This window comes from Mesorhizobium sp. L-8-10 (assembly GCF_016756635.1).
In the GTDB taxonomy this organism is placed as follows: domain Bacteria; phylum Pseudomonadota; class Alphaproteobacteria; order Rhizobiales; family Rhizobiaceae.
Genome location: NZ_AP023263.1, coordinates 7,415,865 through 7,433,742 on the forward strand (window position 1 = coordinate 7,415,865; position 17,878 = coordinate 7,433,742).

Annotated in this window: 10 protein-coding genes and 2 pseudogenes; 2 read left to right on the forward strand and 10 right to left on the reverse strand. The window is 58.9% G+C overall.

Annotation, left to right across the window (positions count from 1 at the left end):
• Window positions 1-784 precede the first annotated feature (784 nt).
• The 9 genes and pseudogenes from JN280_RS34580 to JN280_RS34625 all read right to left on the reverse strand — a co-directional run bounded on the left by JN280_RS34580 (window position 785) and on the right by JN280_RS34625 (window position 12,919).
• Window positions 785-1,799 (reverse strand): annotated as a pseudogene (locus JN280_RS34580) (1-aminocyclopropane-1-carboxylate deaminase).
• Window positions 1,800-2,201: 402 nt separating this feature from the next.
• The gene (locus JN280_RS34585) at window positions 2,202-3,191 is read right to left on the reverse strand and encodes a S8/S53 family peptidase (protein ID WP_244742519.1); all 990 of its coding nucleotides are present in this window, start codon (window positions 3,189-3,191) and stop codon (window positions 2,202-2,204) included.
• Window positions 3,192-3,367: 176 nt separating this feature from the next.
• The gene (locus JN280_RS39785) at window positions 3,368-3,631 is read right to left on the reverse strand and encodes a hypothetical protein (protein WP_244742522.1); all 264 of its coding nucleotides are present in this window, start codon (window positions 3,629-3,631) and stop codon (window positions 3,368-3,370) included.
• Between the two features lie 1,748 nt (window positions 3,632-5,379).
• Window positions 5,380-5,694 carry an exopolysaccharide production repressor protein gene (locus JN280_RS34600; protein ID WP_202308764.1) on the reverse strand — a complete coding sequence of 105 codons (315 nt, stop codon included), beginning with the start codon at window positions 5,692-5,694 and terminating at the stop codon, window positions 5,380-5,382.
• A 37-nt stretch (window positions 5,695-5,731) separates the two neighbouring features.
• Window positions 5,732-6,049, reverse strand: a complete 318-nt coding sequence (gene fdxB / locus JN280_RS34605) for a ferredoxin III, nif-specific (protein WP_096453666.1) — start codon at window positions 6,047-6,049, stop codon at window positions 5,732-5,734.
• Entirely contained in the window at window positions 6,046-6,249 is a 204-nt protein-coding gene (locus tag JN280_RS34610; protein ID WP_027033222.1) for a CCE_0567 family metalloprotein, read from the reverse strand. Before JN280_RS34610 ends, fdxB begins: the two co-directional genes overlap by 4 nt.
• 1,498 nt (window positions 6,250-7,747) lie before the next feature.
• The gene (locus JN280_RS34615; protein WP_202308765.1) at window positions 7,748-9,748 is read right to left on the reverse strand and encodes a class I tRNA ligase family protein; all 2,001 of its coding nucleotides are present in this window, start codon (window positions 9,746-9,748) and stop codon (window positions 7,748-7,750) included.
• A 319-nt stretch (window positions 9,749-10,067) separates the two neighbouring features.
• Complete coding sequence (locus tag JN280_RS34620) at window positions 10,068-10,847, reverse strand: phytanoyl-CoA dioxygenase family protein (RefSeq protein ID WP_202308766.1); 780 nt, start codon at window positions 10,845-10,847, stop codon at window positions 10,068-10,070.
• A 767-nt stretch (window positions 10,848-11,614) separates the two neighbouring features.
• Complete coding sequence (locus JN280_RS34625; RefSeq protein ID WP_202315232.1) at window positions 11,615-12,919, reverse strand: SidA/IucD/PvdA family monooxygenase; 1,305 nt, start codon at window positions 12,917-12,919, stop codon at window positions 11,615-11,617.
• Between the two features lie 529 nt (window positions 12,920-13,448).
• On the opposite strand from JN280_RS34625, the pseudogene JN280_RS34630 reads away from it, so the two are divergent.
• Window positions 13,449-14,219, forward strand: a pseudogene (locus JN280_RS34630) (GDP-mannose 4,6-dehydratase); the annotation flags it as partial.
• Window positions 14,220-14,304: 85 nt separating this feature from the next.
• Here the strand turns inward: JN280_RS34630 and JN280_RS39795 are convergent.
• Window positions 14,305-14,925 carry an SPASM domain-containing protein gene (locus JN280_RS39795; protein WP_244742531.1) on the reverse strand — a complete coding sequence of 207 codons (621 nt, stop codon included), beginning with the start codon at window positions 14,923-14,925 and terminating at the stop codon, window positions 14,305-14,307.
• A gap of 1,442 nt (window positions 14,926-16,367) precedes the next feature.
• Between JN280_RS39795 and JN280_RS34640 the strand changes: the two genes are divergently transcribed.
• Window positions 16,368-17,111 carry an acetoacetate decarboxylase gene (locus JN280_RS34640; protein WP_199201512.1) on the forward strand — a complete coding sequence of 248 codons (744 nt, stop codon included), beginning with the start codon at window positions 16,368-16,370 and terminating at the stop codon, window positions 17,109-17,111.
• The last annotated feature ends 767 nt before the right edge of the window (window positions 17,112-17,878 follow it).

A 17,878-nucleotide genomic window follows, 5' to 3' on the forward strand; every position in this document is an offset into this window, starting at 1 on the left:
GGCCACAGGGAGATTGCCTCGACCTTCAAGATCAAGCAGCCCTCTGTCTCGAGGATCGAGAAACAGGCCGATATGGATCTGTCGACACTTAGAGCTACGTAGAGGCGATCGGGGGACAAACTCGACCTCATCGTCGCCTCGCCTCGCGCGCGCCGCCTCGGTATAGAGCGGCTCGGCTACGTCGTAGCCCCCACCCCCCTCCGCACGTAGTGCTCAAAGAGCCAGGTGGACGAACCCGCCTGAAAGCAAGCGCGCCGGCTGAACGCGCCGTTTCGGTCAAAATTGCCGAAAAGACGACGGTCTCGTCTACGCTCGCGATACATGGGCAAGCCCTCGTTAGACCCGATACCGATCTGCCCGCTCTCACGCTCGCGGGGGACGCCTCTTCCCTCGCCCGGGCTGGCCCAGTTCACCGCCGCGCTGGGGGTGTGCGGCGATGTGCTCGCCGACGACGACCAGCTCGAGCACGCTTGGTCACAGCTTCCATACCTGATCAGGTAGATACCTCCGCACCTGCGCGACATCTTCAGTTGTTTCCAATTTATTTAATTTGCGGCGATCATCGCCGCACGCAGAATGGCAAAAAACGTTAAACGGCCATGTCTGCTGCCTTCTTATGCGGCTCCAGGACACATTGAGCAGAGGCGAATACTGGCAAGCATCCAGCGCCACGACCCCACCTCGTGGCGGCAGTTAACTGCCCACTGCGGTTTCCCAAAGGCCTTCGGACAAAATTGGCGCAGCGCTGTTACGGCAGGCACAGCACGTGGAAATCTGTCGAGCATCAGCCATTGCGAAAGGTGTAGCCATAACCGTTGATGGCCGGCGCGCCGCCGAGATGCGCGTAGAGTATCCTCGAGCCCTCTGGAAAAAAGCCTTTTTGGATGAGGTCAATCATCCCTTGCATCGATTTGCCCTCATAGACGGGATCGGTAATCATACCCTCGAGCCGCGCACACAGACGGATCGCCGCCTTGGTTTCCTCGGATGGAATGCCGTACCGCGGGTACGCGTAGTCTTCGAGCAGCACCACGTCATCCTCGACAGGTTCCGTTCCGAGCTCGACGAGGGTCGCTGTATGTCGGGCAATGCTTAGCACCTGCGCCTTGGTTTTTGCAGGCGTGGCAGAGGCATCGATACCGATCACCTTGCGCTGTCGACCGTCCTTGGCGAATCCGACGAGCATGCCGGCATGCGTTGAACCGGTGACCGTGCAAACGACCATGTAGTCGAAGCCAAACCCTAGCTGTTCCTCCTGGGCGCGCACTTCCTCCGCGAACCCCACATAGCCGAGGCCTCCATTCGGATGAACAGACGCCCCGGCCGGTATCGCATAAGGCCTGCCGCCCCTTGCCTTGACCTCATAGAGCGCTTTTTCCCAACTGTGCCGGATGCCGATGTCAAAGCCATTCGTCGACCAGACGCACTTCCGCTCCCATGATCCGGCTCAAGAGAATGTTGCCGACGCGGTCGTAGACGGCATCCTCATGGGGGACCCAGCTCTCGTGAACCAGGAGACATTTCATGCCGATCTTGGCGGCAACGGCTGCAACCATCCGCGTGTGGTTGGACTGCACGCCGCCGACGGTGACCAGGGTATCGGCATCCGACGCGATCGCGTCGGGGATGATGTATTCGAGCTTGCGGAGCTTGTTTCCGCCGAACGCGAGACCGGAGTTGCAGTCCTCGCGTTTGGCGTAGATCTCCACCTTGCCGCCCAGATGCTTGCCGAGCCGGTCGAGCTTCTCAATGGGTGTGGGTCCAAAGGTGAGCGGGTAACGTTCGAATTTTTCCAGCATATTCTCTCCGGCGATGATCATTCAGCTGAAATAGCCACGCAAAACTCGTCCATAAGCGCTGCTTGGATTGGTCGGCCGCGCTCTCCGACCACCCATCAGAGCTTTGGGGATTTTCCAGCGCTTTCCTTGCGACTGAAACGAAGCGATCCACATGTCGGCATGCTGCGATGAGGCGACCATCGCCTAGGAAACCTACGACGACACGCGGTCGGCATCTGTGTTTTTGCCAGCTTTGCGAGCGCAGCTAGACCGCCAAACCAACAGACTTCGATAAAAACGCAGTGGCTCTTGTTTGCGCTTGGATCGGCAGAACCGCACAGTTGCCGAGCCGAATTCTGCGAGGCGATTTTTGTGGCGCTCAACGCCTCACAGAAGTTTCAGCTGCTCGATCGAAGTACTCGTCTACCTGATCGAAACGGGTGCCAATGCCCTCGAAAGGCTGGCCTCGCCGCGGCCGTAAGTCGCCGCGTCATAGTTGACGAGCGTGTCGGTCCTGGCTGTATCCAGCAGCTGATTGGTGATTTGTGTCGGTGTTGCGGACGTGAACTTGCTGCCAAGGATGGCGGCATAGCCAGCTACAACAGGTGCCGCGAAAGACGTTCCGGATAGCCCAATCTTGTCGCTATCGACCCCCACCGTGAGGAAGTGGTTCTGCACCTCCGAATCTGAACCGGCGTAATTCGAATAGGAGGCGAGCTTCGCCTTGTTTTCGGGAGTGCCATTGTGCTCGACCGCACCCACAAAGATTGTCGATTGCGTCCCAGTCAGCTCAAGAGCTAGGAAATCAATATCCCCTTCGGCCGGGGTACCTACCGCTACGGATTTGTTTCCGGCTGCCTTTGTGAAGACCGCGGCACCCGCCCGGGCCGCATCGACAATCGACTGCTCGAGCCGGTACCCGCTCACTGGGTTTTCAAGGGCATAGCTCAGATTAATGACATTGAGCCCCTCCTCCAGCGTCAACGGAACTGCTTCCAAATAGTCAAGCTCGACTATCTTTGCGCCAGGCGCCACCATGCCAGCTCCTTGAGCGATCCACTGCCCATGTTGCCGCCATTGGGGGCCGTAGCCGAGATCCCCAAACTCATCCATTTCACCTGTGAAGTCGTCTGCGACAGTCACCGATACGCCGGAACCGGTATAGCCCGATGCCCATGCTTCACCAATATCCGGGCTCATCCAGCAAAAGGTCCCGTCGGCATTTTGTGGGCAGCCCGAGCTACTGCTTTCCGTGGTTGGCGTTCCGGTCGTTCCTTTACCGCTGACCCGCGCATCGAGATCACCAGCAAAACCGGGTGCCGTCAGCAGGCACATGAAAAGACCGGCAACGAGTCCTACCGGGAACAATTGTGTTTTGTGCATAATAAACTTCCTGTCTGGATTGTTCTTCATCAACGAAATGTACCGCCTATGCCTTTCACTATCTCTAGAATTCACCCCTGAACCGAAGATCGAGTTTCAATCGGCTTGGATTGATGTTTGCCATATATTTCAACGTGTCCGCAGGCCGGAGTTGCGACGCGGCCAGACGGCAATTCACTGTCTGGAAGCCGCCGACGGCGCCATAGTCAGCCGTGCAAGGTCGTTCCGTCAGGTTCCCGCCCAAAATCGAACTGACGGTGAGAGAAAGCGTCGTGGACGGCGTCGGTCGCTTTTGCAGAATCGAAAGACACGTTGGTACCACCCGACAGCTCGTATCCGCCTTGTCCCAGATGGTTGGCCGCCGCGGTTAGCTCCGAACCCTGGGAAATGCCGACAAGGCTGGTCTCCTGTCCGTTCGCAGTCATAGTGCTGACGAAGAATGTCATCACGAACAGGACGTAACTCGCCAACCGTATGCACATCTGCAACGCCCCTTGTTGGAGCCGCCAGCAAATCATGTGATCGACACGCGTACTGCAGTCCCTCGCCGCATCTTCAAACCCCACGGAGGCTCCTAGCCGCAGACGCATGGCCGCCAGCGGCCAACGTGTTCATTCGCAACAAATCTGTGATCTCCCGTCCTTCAATTTTGCCGAGCCATCTCTTCGCTCTTCCCTGGCAAGCAGCTCCCGCCCTCTCAACGGAATCGAGCAAAATTCATGCCGATCTAGATGACGGCGCCAGGGAAGGAATAGTATGTTTGTTTTCAGTGGCTTAGACGAAACGTCCAAGACGCCGGCCAACCAAGGCTGTGTCGTCGAACCGACAAAGCCGACACAACACGCTGAGCGTGAACCCTCCCGCATGGCCAACACTCCCTTCTCGCTCCGGCCATGCGTCGGAGAGCCTCGAAACGGCCTTCATTTTCCATTCGACGCAATCCTCTTCAGTCGGACATTGCGCCGCCCAATTTGAAGTTCTGTACGCGAATCGTCTGAAAAGGCATGCCCGGCAGAGACGGACCTCCCTGCCGGCCGGGTTCGCCTTGGGAGGTGGCGTAAGCTAGCGACTTTCGTGGCGGTGGGACCACTCAGTCCGTGCGTTTGCGCAATAACGAGCATGTACCGTGCCAAGCCAAAAAGCATTTAAGAAACACCCGAGAGTCAGCTTCCTCCACGTTGCGTACCAGACATTGTCGGCTATCGGACAATGCCGAACGAGGCCTCTCGGCATCGACCTACACCTTAACCAGAGCGCACTCACCAGGCCGTTCGATGCCATTTCGACCTGGCGAACTGGTGGTGACCGGGTTTTAGCTCCGAACTGTTCGCAGGCTGACGGACAGGGCGTATGTTTACCTTCAATGCAGAGGGCGCGGCCACGAGAGACGGCGCGGCGAATGTGGCGGGCAGATGATCGCGAGGATCGCCACAATCGGCATGGCCGCGCCGTAGGCCAATCAGCCCTTCGGCGACCTCGCGATGTGACGCCCCAGCAAGTGAGCCGTCGAGCCCACGAAGAACGAAGGTTAGACGCGTTTTCCGGCTTTGGCCCAGACTTAGTTCATTGAGGCACTCGAGCGCCCTCAGGCGGTGCTTCGAAAACATCGCGGGCCAGGTCGCCTCGGCACGGAGGTAAATAGGGTGCGAGATATCCGCGCGGCAGCGGACGACAGCAGGCCCGTCGCACGACATGGCAATGCCAAGAGCTCGAGCGGCGATACGGCGATGTCGCCGAGGATGCGGACAGCAGTTCGAGGATCAACACATCCGGCAGACTGGCAAATCAGCAGCCTGATATCTGTCCACAGGGCCGCACTCCAGATCGGCGTCCACTTATTGCCTCCGCTTGCATAAGCGCGACGAGGAGCGCTCGCCGGGCGGAGCTGGTCGGGTTGCGCAGCCCGGCGAGTGCGGATTGTTTGGGCGGTGGGCGCGTCAGGCGCGGTTCTTGAAGCTCATCATACGGCTGTGGCGAAGCCGGACATGTGCCGCCTTCACACATGTTAAGTTTTCCGGCGCTTCGTTCGCCTTCGAGATGAAGCAACCCGCGTGCCGCGCGCTGCGATCGACTACCATTGCCCGGAGAACCGAAACTGCATTCCCCTGGACGGTAGAACGATGAGAATGCCGTCGCCTTCGACCTTACCAGGGAACCTGGCCTGAATAATCAAACTTCAACAAAGGGATGAATCTGAGCTCTGATCTTGTTACGGCGCTCAAGGGAGGAGCAGCGATATGCCGAGCGTTTGATTGCGCCGTGGCACATCTTGAGTTTCATTCCAATGCTCATCGTCGCTCGACCGAACTTCCTGGGACCTATCGACAAGGTCAGCTTCTTGCCCGGCTTTGCCAGCGCAGCTGGATCGCCAAATCAGAAAAAGCACACTTGCGAAATAGCCCAGCTGAAGAAGTAGCGAACAGCCCAGCGTCGTGACGACTGCTAGACGGAACGAATGCGAGGCGAAGTAAACCGTCACAGCGTTGCCGCACAGGACCAGCCCGAGGAGCCGACAAAAGATGATGAAGCGCATGCCGTCCTCCTGATTTTGTCTCGTCAAATCATGCAGCTCATGCTGCGACCTGGTCGGCCGCAAGATGGGTCTGGCAGTTCTTTGGGCAGACGCGGCCGCAGGCTCCGCAGCCAATGCAGCGGCCGGCATGGTCGACAACCATGATCATGCGATTGAGCTCACCATCGAAATCGTCGTCATCGGCGTCGCAGGCGCCAAGGATCTCACCCGCGTCATCGACGCCGTAAAGATGCATGACCTCGCGCGAGCAGACTTTGAAGCAGCGGCCGCAGCCGATACAGATCTTGCCATCGATAGCGATCAGATATTCCGGCACCCATATGGAGCCGTCGCGGCTGATGAATGTGCTCCTCATCGCAAAGTCTTCATTTTGGCAAGCTCTCTCCTGGCACCATCCAACTCGGCATAAACGGCATGCGTTTTCTCGGCGACTTCCTCTATCTCAATCCATTTGACCGGGAGACCCTCGGCAAGGTCGCGCAAGTTCGTCTTGGCAATTGCCGCGCGCAGTTGAAGCTTTCGGACTTTCTTCGCCATCTCATCCAGGTTTGACATGATCCTTCCTCGAAAATGGGTTTCTTCACGCCCGCGCCACTTCGGGATAGGCAATAGCTGCAGTCACATCGCCGACCAGTTTCGCGGCCGGTCTCCGCGAGTTTCCGGAGAGTCTCGAAGCCGAACCGGTAGACGTCTCGACAGACGTTTGATTTCTGTTGTTGACAATGTCATCACGCCTTAGCGCTCCTCGATCGCCAGCTCCGCTACGGTCTAAAACGGATCCGGATTGCCATTGAGTGGATATTCCGGCGCAGTTCCTCGGGGACAATGAAATCGGCCAGCAGCCCGGTGTCCGATTTCCGTGGAAATCCTGAGCACGGATCAGCCGCAGGAGGCATTTGACGAACGGGCGGGCACGGGCCTCGCCACCCTTGTTGACGGCAGGGCCAAGCGCTGCGTGAGACATTTCGTTTCCTCAATTTCAGGTCTCGTCCTCAACGGAGGATTTCTGCTTTCGGTTACGCTGACTTCGTGCTCGCTTACGCAGCCGACGTCCGGCCTCGCCAGGCCGATTCCACGTAAATGCTGCCCCTGTGGCCGACCTTGAACAGGTCCTGGACTGTGACGTCTTCAACGACGGGCCAAATTCGCGTCGAATATCGCCGCCGCGGCTATTCGGTTGGAAGTCTAAGGTCCGAGCCCTGACCTGCAGCAAACGGTCCACGCTGTGCTCCATGGACATAGTTACTGCGGGCGCGCCGCAGAAAATGGGCGGATTGACCAGGGTTCCATTCCACTTGTCATCCCGACACCTTGCCGGGCTGAAAGTTCGTGAGAGGTTCGCCACGCAGCCAGTCGTCCACTTTGATCAGAGGAGCCGGGGACTCTCTACGCAACATGTTGTTCTCCATTCCCACACCTTTCCTGACGTTTATACGCGAGCTGGTTCTTCTCTCAGAACGGAACACACCGGTTAGGAGACCCTCAAAGTCTTGCGTGTTCTCATGCGATCAGCCCTCATTCAGTATTGCCGATCTCAACCAGCAAACGTCATGCCAGCGCTTTGTCCGCAGTAAATGCATGATTCTGCCTCGAACCTCACAAGCCCAAGACGGCCGGTTGTTTTGAACCCGACATGTTTTCTGCCGCTGTCAGCTTTTGGACACGCATTATGCGTCAGACGCTTGAGGGCGAGAACCGCTCGTCGGCCATCGTTCGCCGCCGGCGATACGCGGGCGCGCTAGGCTGACCCAGCGCCCAAACCGCATGACCTTCTTGACCGGCTGGCAATAGGTCGGAAATTCCGCGATTCCGAAAAGTCAGCGCAGTGCAGCCCACTCGGCATTTGCCGCACGAATGGCAAGCGCCCGAAAGCTGTCAATCGAGCGATCCTCCAAGGCGAGGGCCTGCGTCTCGACGATATGATTGGTTACGGCCGGCCAGTGTTCGTGTCTATGGTCTGCGAGTGGCCTTCGGCAGCCAGTGGTAGCGAGTAAAGCTTCGGCATCATCGGCTTTGATTGCCGCCCAAAACTGGTCGAAATTCCGATAGGCTATTATGCCCCTTCCTCATCGAGAGCAGGAATGTCTGCTCTGGCGTAGAAGCCCAGCACGGGTCCGAGATCAAAGGTCGTTCCTGGCGCAAGGCGCCGGACGGACGTGGGCCATGTTTCGGTCGAGACGCCATCGATACCTCGCGCCAGCGTGCTGGCAAATCGGGGCATCAGCGGCGCGAGTGTCTGTGCCAGGATTGCAGCGGCCGTCGTCTGAAGGGCGAGCGACGTGCGGGTGCGGGCGGGATAGAGACGTCGCGCCGCCTCATAGTCTTGCGCCCGTCGGTAGACTACGCAATCGCTGACGAAATCGCAGGCCTGCGCGGCCGCGCGCCGGACCGAGAAGCCATCGTCCGAATAGACGCGTTCCATCGCCGCGCGATGGATCTCTATCCGAGCAAAGAAAGCGCGATCGGCGGGAGCCCAGTCGCCAGCATCGGGCACACAGCCGCCAAAGTTCTGCTTGATTTCCCCGTGCAGCGCATCAAGCCAATTCAGCCAGATTCCTTGGAACACCTCGTTCTCCGTGCGGCGTAGCGCGTCCAGCGTGAAGTTCGTCCGCTCACCTTCCGGGCGTGTCAGGCCCAAATGAAGACGTACGACATCGACCGTCTTTTGGCCCAGAACCTCTTTGCCCCAGACCGCATGGCTGCGGCTGGTCGAGAACTTCTGACCGTCGAGCAGGTAGAACTCGTTCACATGATACCGGATGCGCGGCGTCCAGTGGGAGAAGACCTCAGCATAAAGCGCCGGATAAAGCAGGGCGTGGTAGAAGGAATTATCGAAGCCGAAGAAATGGACAATTTGCCAGTCCTTGCTGGGCAGGGCCGCATTCCAGTGTCGACCGAGCGATGTAGCTAGCGTCTGGATGTTGTAAAGAAAGCCAAACGCCATCTCTGGCCAGACCCAGGTCACCTGCCCCGGGAACCCCTCGGCCGGTAGCCCCCAGTCCGACGGGTGGATGATGGGCACGGAAAAGTCGCCGCGTTGGCGTAGACGCGCGAAGAGGTCCATGATCCGAACGGGGGCGCCCGACGCCCTTAAATGCCGGTCGATATTGTCGTAGCACCGTTCCAGCGCAAGTTCGGGACGGCGCACGGAGCCGACCACCGGCGCCTCGGCCGAGTGCCGCGACCGGACTGCATCTAGGTCGTGGCATAGGTTCGGTGCGCCGCATTCCTCGCAGATGTTGCCACCAGCGGAGCTGCCGCAATCGGGGCAGAGGCCGCTTACATCCGGCTCGTAAAGGTAGTCGCCTGTCACAGCATCGAAGAGCGCAGGGCTCTGGCGCAGATCTACCGCCGTGCTGCTCAGAAGACTACGGAAACACGCGGCTTGAAACTCTGCATAAGCGCTATCGCCCAAGGTGGGGAGGAAGCTGTGGACCTCACAGTCGAGAAGCGCAAGCGTGGCTCGAATCTCGTCGGCGTAGTGGCGCGCCACCTTTGCGGGCGTCGATTGATCGGCATCGGCACGCGTGGCGACGTAGCTCTGGTAATCGTCGCTTCCAGTCAGGTGATAGGCTTCGACCCCTTTCATGCGCAGGAAACGCGTGTAGACATCGGCGCCAAGATAAGGGCCAGAAAGATGCCCCAGATGCAGATCGCCATTCGGCGTCGGCGGCGTGGAGAAGACGAAGATCGGCCCGCGGGGAATCGCGACCTGTGCAGCAGCTTCGAGGGCCGCCTTGCCGTCGCACCAGTAGACATCGACGAAGTTTAGGTTTTCGAGCCCATCGTTGTGCAGCACATGCGCTTCAAAAGGATGGAACAGAACGACATCGCCGGCTGCGACCGAGATTTCCCCAAGGTCGGTCCTGACCTTGCCCGCTCCAGACAGGACCACGAAGGCCTCGATTTCGTCGTGCCGATGGGGCTCGGATGTGACGCCTGGTGCCACCTTGCCAAATGAAAACCCGGTGCCCGCGCTTCCCGTCCCAAGCGCAGCCATGTCGATACCGAACACCCGCGACAGCTGCGTTCGAGAAAACGTGGATTTCCGCATGACGAACCTCAGCTGTCGAAACAGTGGTCTCTTCGGCTGCCGACGCAACAGCATCTGCTGCAAGTTGCGAAGGCAGCCCGACACGTTGGCCCCCCGTCAGAATAGTCCGGCTCTGGGCCCCAGGCGGGCGAAACTACGGGCGCCAGGAGGGCTTTAGGCGTCACAGAAGAGCGCCCGGCGACACCTTCACATCGACATACCGAAGCGTCGTGACGGACTGCAGGCGATGCTCCCGTAGCCGGCAATCAAAACCATGCTCTCCGCGCATTTTTTTGGCGGCCGATCAGTTTCGTTTGCATTCCCGCCTGGTTCCGTGAGCTCAATCGCGATAGAAAATGCCGTTTGGGAGCTTGAGGTTGTCGAGATCAGCCACTTTGCCCTCTGGCGGATTAAGGGCGCGCTTAGGCACGTTATATTCAGCGCGGGTCGGTCCACCGGTTGAAGCACGCTGGAACACCAAGTAGAGCGTCCGCCGCGAACGATTGCTTTTATTCGGCTTCGAGTAATGCGGTGCATAATCGTCGAAGATGAAGATGTCGCCAGCCTTCCATACTACGGGTTCCCAGGAGAATGTTTTGGCGACCTCAGGATCAATCACCCCGCCGGCATCCATGGGAAATACCCCCTTCTTGTGGTTGCCGGGGCTGAAGAAAAGGCCACCATTGTCCGGGTCGGAATCGTCAATGCCTATGGCAACGATCGCATGGACCATCCGGTCGGGCAGCCTGTGTGGAATGTGATAAATGTCCTGATGCGGGCGATAACCGCCGCTATCGGGATAGTGGAAGATCAGCAACTCCTTGAGTCTGCGCGAATCTTCGCCAAGCAAATCCTCGACCGCAGAGTTTATGCGCTGATCTTCTAGGAGGAGCAGACGCAATGGGTCATGGAAGTCCAGAAAATTCTCGACCTTGGAGATGATCTTCCGATTGTCCGTCGTTTTCTCGAACCACATGAGCCATTTATCGTCGCTGACATCCCAGCGTGATATGTCTTCAACAGATCTGGAAATACCTTCCAGAGTCGCGGGATCGAAGAACCTCTCGAGCCTGACGTATCCGTCTTTCTTCCACTTTTCTCTTTGTGCATCGGTCAACATGCGAAAAGCCTCCTGTTGGAAAGAGTGGTTGGTCAAACATTCCGGTTAGAGGCAGTCGGGCGCCGTCAGGGTGTGGGCCCACGGAGACGATACTCCACGGCATGCAGACGGCGACGCAAAGTGCCTTCCGCTCCGGGTGGATTGCAAGGCTTTGTTGTCCCTCCTCAATGGAGAGATCGCCCAGGCCCGTAAAGATCTATCGATCCGGTACGTCTGCATGGTAGTCACGGCCGAGCATGCTGTTGATGGTACGACTGCCCGATAAGACGACCTTTCGTGCAGCCTGACGCAACGCAAGTCGTGCGCCGCGAAAATTTTTGCGACAAGTTCCCGTTCCGGTCGGGCGATCAGGGAGGCACGTCGCTGGCATCGGGTCCATCGATGCTCCAAAAAAAAGAGTATTGTCCGCACAAGTTCGGCGCTAGACTGACCCATCCGAGGCCAAGCCGGGTCCTCGGGTTCCCTAAGCTGGTCCCGATCACTTACCTCACCCGGTCCAGCCACCACACGCATCGCTACGGGCGGGAGGCCTCCGCTAACGGCCGACGCAGCCATGGCCGCTAGGGCCACTGGGCACTTTCGAGTGAGCGACCTTGTACGGTTTCGACGACCGTGGGGCAAATTCTCGCCCGCAGAATTAAGCGATGCGCCCATAGGTCCAAGGGCATGTTCAGTCACGATGAGTTCGGAGCGGGCTCCGGACTGCGCCGCAGCGGAGGCGGACATCATTCCTTGGATGCCACCGCCGATGATCAGTAGTCGCTGGGTCATATCCCGCTGCCCATTTCTTCGGCTACCGGGTCGGGCCAGCTCTCGACGGTGGTACGGCTGATAAAGCCAAGATGCTCAGGGTTCGCGCACGGCGCGCGCTGTAGAAGGCTGTCAAGAATGCGGCGAGCTCGCCAGGCCAGCAGGCTTAGGTTCGGATCGGCCAGCCCGCGCTGCCCGGGATTGGCGTTCTGTACGAAGATGCGTCTGTCACGCGGTCCGTCCCAGCACACCGAAAAATCCGCGTTGATGACCAACTCATTGTCGGTCTGTTGCAGCCGATCCGCCATCGGTTCCAAAAAGCTTGGCACGGCGTTCTCGTAACCGGTGGCCAGGATGACGATGTCGGCCGTGACTTCTTCGACGTCGCCCAAGCCGCGCTGCAGCGTCAAGTTGTGACCCGCGCCGGCGTTGATGCAGCGCGAAACGTTGCAACCCGGCCGCAGTGCGATGTCACATAGGTCTGGCTCAAGAAATTCGTGGCGATACAGCGCCTGGTAGACGGCGCGCAAAGTGCGATCCGAAATACCATCCGAGGCGAGCACGAAACGCCGCAGGAACAGCTTGCGCTGCGGCTCGCTCATTGCCGCGAAACGATCCGAAAAACAGGGCATGAACAACTCGTTTGTGAACGGGCTGTTGTCGAGGGGCAGGTAGTTTTCGCGCTGCGAGACCCAGGTGATCGAGGCAGGCCGCCGTTCTCTTGGCCCACCGACCAGATGCAACAGTACCTCGGCTCCCGACTGGCCTCCACCAACGACGCAAACATGTTTTTGCCGCACCTCAGGAAGGATGTGCAGCAAATCGGATGAATGGAACAGGTTGCGTCCGATCCAGCCCTGAAATTGAGGTGGAATCCACGCTTGCTTGCCGATGCCGACCACCAGGTCTCTGGCACTAAGCACCGCGTCGTCCGTCCGCACCCGAAACTCGCCATCATAGCGTATTTCGCGGACGGTCTCGCCGCCGCGCACAAGTGGGTTCCTGCGGAACGCCCAGTTCAGGTATTGCTCGAACTCAGCCCTGAGCACAGCATCGAACTGTGCATTCAGGAAGTGGTACAGACGCCCGTTCTCGTGCAGGTAGTTTATGAAAGTGTAGGCGGATCGCGGATTCACCAGCGTTACCAGATCCTTGATGTGGCTGACCTGGAGTTCTGAAGAGTCGAATGCGCTGCCTGGATGCCAGCGGAAGTCAACTTGCCGATCCAAGAACAATGCCCCGTGCCCGATTTGCTCGTGTATCTGACACGCAAGGCTCAAATTGGACGGGCCAGCACCGATCCCAATGCAAGAGAGATCCAGTTGTCCTGCTCCTGCTGACGCCTCCCAATCAGGCGCTATATGCGGCGAATGTCGGCCATGGCCGCTGGGCTTGCCCTTCCCGCACGCATCGTCGACACCGCAGGACTTGCAACAGTTTGTCCGCGCGTTCGTAGTATCGGGTGTGACGCCCGCGGATGCCGGCTCCGTGATGAGATCGGCACTCATGCCGGCGATATGTTGCGCGTGGCTGGCATCGAGAATCCCGCCTCGATGACCCCCGCGTGGTCAGTGACATGCTTTCGCAGCCTATCCCTCATTGCAATTGGGCTTAGTTGCCCGCCTCGACCGTGATGAGCCGACCTTCGGCCTCCTTGGCGACCAGCGAGGGCGCGGTCATGAGTGCGGCGACAGCATTTTCCCGTGGGTTTGATCATAGAAGACATCCGCTGCGGCGTTCGGGAGGGTCTCCTGCATCGAACGTGCCAGAGCAAAACATGAGCAAAGCAACGGAAGCAGGTTTGCGATCCTGTCGAGTATCCGACATTGAGGCCGAAACCTTGCACCGGCTGCGCAAAGCCACGTGCAGTCTCCCTCGGGACCGGGAATACACCGCCAATGCCGATACGCTCGGCACGCTGCTGCTGCCGAGCGATCCGCATTCTTCGTCTCGAGAAACAAACGCGGTTCTACCAGGCGTCAACTTCCGAACTCTTTGGTTCGGTCCAGGGCATCCCGCAGGAGAGCACTCCGTTTTATCCACGCTCGATCTATGCGGTGGCGAAGGTCTACGCCTACTGGATCACCATGAACTACCGCGAGGTATACGGGCTCTATGGCATCCTGTTCTATCACGAAGGGCCGACGCGCAGCGAAACTTTCATCACGCGCAAGGTGACGCGTGCGGTGGCTCGATCATGGCCGGCAAACAGGACTGTCTCTATCTCGGAAACCTGGAAGCAAAGCGCGACTGGGGCTCGGCGCGCGCCTATGTCGAGGGCATGTGGCGCATCTCGCAGCATCAACCTGACGATTTCGTGCTTGCAACCGGCGAGACACACACGGTCCGCACCTTTGTCGAGGCTTGCCTTCAGGCGAGTCGAAAAGGAGATCGTCTGGGAGGGCGAAGGCGTTGACGAGGTGGGCCGTGAACGCATGAGTAATCAAGCGCTGATCCGGATCGACAAACGCTGTTTCGGGCCAATCGAGGTTGACCTGCTGATCGGCGATGCCTCCAAGGCAGCCGACAAAACTCGATTGGAAGCCGAAGACCACTTTCGATGAGTTCGTCTCGGAAATGGTCGAGGCTGACTGCCGCGCCTACGGGATCGTGTTAGCGTGACGTGAAAACACGATGACTTCGCGGGCATGTGCATCTTGCCGTTTCAGGGACGTCGGCATTTCAGGCCCGCCGCGGTCAGCCGGCGTCAGTCAGTTCTATCGTTTGGATCGGCAAACTCACACATCCTGCAAAGCAGAAAACCAGCCGCTCCATTCATGCGATCGACGATTTCGCAAAAAACTGGGCTTTTAAAGAGATCGCTATATTCGTCGCATAGAAGGTTGCCCAATACGTGACGCCGCTCAAAATCCATGGAGCAGAGAGTGACCTCGCCGTTTGGAAGGAGTACATTCCGATACTGCCGTTCGTCCACGCATATCAGCGCTCCGACGACTGGCTGCCGTGGTTCTACAATCTTAGGGTCTACGCTTCCACCCCTGCTGCTCACCGGTCGCGCGCGAACTAGGGCTTGGGCAGGGATAATGTCGGCGATATCGGGATGGGGCTCACCCAAAACCACGAATCGGATCGAAGGGATGTCGGCGTCGACGAGTTGACCAACCAAATCGCGATACTTGGCTCCGACAAGGCGGCTATTCATGTGGGCGCCATCATCAAAAACATGAACCACGAATACCCCCAACCGCAGCGCCTGCAAGCGTTGTAGATCCTGCCCTTCATTCCCACAAGCGTCGTGAAAATCCTGATGCCGTGGCCTTTGGCGGAAGCGTGCTCGACCATTTCGGTGCAATCCGGATTGAGCCATGGCTCAGAATACCCGGCAAAACTAATGTCGACGGAGGCTGGTACGCGCGCCAGACAGCGCTTGAAATCTCCAAGACTAAGATGCTTCGTATCAGATACCTTTCTTTGCCGGTCAGCGAACTTGTCCTGCGGACAATATGAACATCCCACGATGCACCCTGTGGTCGTCGTTATCTCCAAAACTCTGCCGGCTGGGATAGCAGAGCGCAGTTCCGGTAAAATCATTCGTTGTGACTCCCACTCGTCTTGGTCATGCATAACGTCCAGTATGGTGTCTTTGGCTTCATGACACCGACGGTCAAGACAGTCCGAATGAGCCCAGCCATCTCCGCCTTGGCAGCAGTCAACAGCCGGTTTCCTCAATCGGCCGAGCGGACTATCAACGAACTTTGGGCGCATCGGCGCGGCAGGGCGGCGCAACCGCAAAGTCGCGCGTCAGCCATTGCCAAGGTGTAGCCGTGACCGTTGAGCGGGCGCGCCGCCGAGATGGCGCAGCAGAAAATCAATCGTCTCCCGTTCTTATGCGGTCAGCCCCCACTCAACATTGCCGCATCTCCAGCAAAGGCCGTGCCAGCGCGCTTAGCCGCAGCAACTGCACGAGTAGGCTTCGAGAAACCTCACGCCCAAGGCGGCCGGTTGTTTTGGACCAGACATGTTTTTTGTCGCTGTCAGCTTTTGGACATGCATTTCAGACGCTTGAGGACAGACTTGGCTGTCTCCCCTGCGGTAATGTTGGCGTCGGCTCATCATCTAGCATCATTCCGGCGCCAGCTGTGTGCGCGGAAGATCTACACGACCTGACCGCCGCGTGCAGCGATTGCCTGCCGGCTCATAGCTGATCTTTTCTCCTGAAGCCGGCGATGAGGCCGGGCCGTCGAGTGCGTGCTGCCGGATGCTGCGTAAGCTGTTTCGCTAGACGGCGGATACCGCGTCACCTCCATATTTTCGCGACAGAGGTTTGGTGGCGTCGCGGGCCTTGCTGCTACATCACCGCAGTGCTCGGGAATTCGTATCTGATCCGCGTGAGGCGAAGACCTTCTCTCTCGACTGGCTCGCCGAGGCCGTCTGTCCTGCTAGCCTCGAACGATTTCTCATTTGGCATGGCGCATGCGCGTCGATCCGCAAACCCCGTCGAGGAGAATCGGACCTGGCCGCCACTCCACCTCCTCCTACCACGAGGGCAGACGGGAAGCAGCGCCTTCAAATGAGGAACAAAATCACCTTACCTCGAATCTTGCCTCCCTCGATCACAACCGGAGCCATGGAACCGCGTGCGCGACCATCGCCAATGATCGCGCCCCAAGGCAATTGCCCAGCGCAAAATGGCTACGCGCGATTACGCCATGCATCCCTTACGAGGCTGCGACAGCACCTCGGAGAGCCTCGCCGCCATCATGCAGACCGATCTAAGCCCACTTGATCCAGCACAAAGGAATTTCAAACATGCACCAAGATACCGTCCGGGCGACCGCATTCGCCATGCCCCTGACCAGCCCGGCCTTCCCGGCCGGCCCATATCGCTTCGGCAACCGGGAGTATCTGATCATCACATATCGCACCGATCCGCAGAAACTGCGCGACCTTGTGCCGGAGCCGCTTCAGGTGTGCGAGCCTCTGGTCAAATTCGAGTTCATTCGCATGCCGGACTCGACCGGCTTTGGCGACTACACTGAAAGCGGGCAGGTCATCCCGGTCTCCTTCCGAGGCCGCAAGGGCAGCTACACCCACTGCATGTTTCTCGACGACCATCCGCCGATAGCGGGCGGACGCGAGTTGTGGGGCTTTCCCAAGAAGCTCGCTAGCCCAACGCTCCGAACCGAGACGGATACCCTTGTTGGCACGCTGGACTACGGGCCGGTCCGCGTCGCGACGGGTACCATGGGCTACAAGCACCGAGCCGCCGACCTCGCGAGCGTGAGGGCCTCGCTCGCTGAACCGAACTTCCTCCTCAAAATCATCCCGCATGTCGACGGCACGCCGCGCATCTGTGAGCTCGTGGAATATCATCTAGAGGACGTCCATCTGAGGGGCGCCTGGACCGGGCCGGCAGCCCTGAACCTCTGGTCGCATGCGCTTGCCCCCGTCGCCGAACTGCCGGTGCTGGAAGTAGTCTCGGCCGTCCACTTCGTCGCAGATCTCACGCTCGCGCTCGGGAAGGTCGTCCACGACTATCTCGCGAAAGCCTAGCCTCGCCATCGGAAAGGAAGAAACCATGAACTTTTACAGTGATATCTCATTGAACCAACGCGATGGGGAGCCGGTGGCCGGCTTCTCGACAAGGTGGCGCTGATCACCGAAGCCGCGAGCGGGGTCGGCAAGGATAGCGCGGTTCGCCCGCGAGGGAGCAAGAGTGGTCCGCGGATCTTGATCACAGCGAAGTCCAACAACGGCGTCCGGGATCGATCGGTTGACAGAAAATGGTTGCCAGCGAGAGGGGCAGGTGGAAAGCAGCTGATGCAGGCGATCGAAACCTTCGGGCGCCTCGATGTCCTGGTCAGCAACGCCGGCGTCCAGAACTTAGCGCCGCTTGTCGAGTTCTGCCACCAGGTACTTCCCGCCCGTGATAGGCTCCATGTCACGGTGTCGGCGAACTCAAGGCCACCAAAATCAGTGTAAGGCTCGGTCTGCTGTTCGGCGTCTGCCTCAGAGGCAGACGCTCGCCCTGTCGCCGATATCGCGTCGAGACTCGGCCTGCAGGGGAGGTGGACTACGGCCTACCTTGGACTTTGCTGCTGGCTTTTACCGTCGGTCAGACGAAGCGAGCCGAATGTTGCGCCGCGTGCTGATGAACGAAATTCTCGGCGACTCGACCTTTACCTCGCCTTTACGAGGAGGTTGCACGAAAAGCGCGGCCTTGCCCACTCGTACCACAAGAGTGACACGGGGCCGACATGGCGGCCGAAACGCTCACCTCATGCGCAACCTGGTTAAGAAGCTGGCGCAAACGGGGCCGA

What these genes read in the sequence shown, in the direction of transcription:
- fdxB (WP_096453666.1), bottom strand. Translation starts at nt 6,049, where the DNA reads ATGAGGAGCACATTCATCAGCCGCGACGGCTCCATATGGGTGCCGGAA.
- JN280_RS34585 (WP_244742519.1), bottom strand. Translation starts at nt 3,191, where the DNA reads ATGAAGAACAATCCAGACAGGAAGTTTATTATGCACAAAACACAATTG.
- JN280_RS39795 (WP_244742531.1), bottom strand. Translation starts at nt 14,925, where the DNA reads ATGGCTCAATCCGGATTGCACCGAAATGGTCGAGCACGCTTCCGCCAA.
- JN280_RS34640 (WP_199201512.1), top strand. Translation starts at nt 16,368, where the DNA reads ATGCACCAAGATACCGTCCGGGCGACCGCATTCGCCATGCCCCTGACC.
- JN280_RS34610 (WP_027033222.1), bottom strand. Translation starts at nt 6,249, where the DNA reads ATGTCAAACCTGGATGAGATGGCGAAGAAAGTCCGAAAGCTTCAACTG.
- JN280_RS34615 (WP_202308765.1), bottom strand. Translation starts at nt 9,748, where the DNA reads ATGCGGAAATCCACGTTTTCTCGAACGCAGCTGTCGCGGGTGTTCGGT.
- JN280_RS34620 (WP_202308766.1), bottom strand. Translation starts at nt 10,847, where the DNA reads ATGTTGACCGATGCACAAAGAGAAAAGTGGAAGAAAGACGGATACGTC.
- JN280_RS34600 (WP_202308764.1), bottom strand. Translation starts at nt 5,694, where the DNA reads ATGCGCTTCATCATCTTTTGTCGGCTCCTCGGGCTGGTCCTGTGCGGC.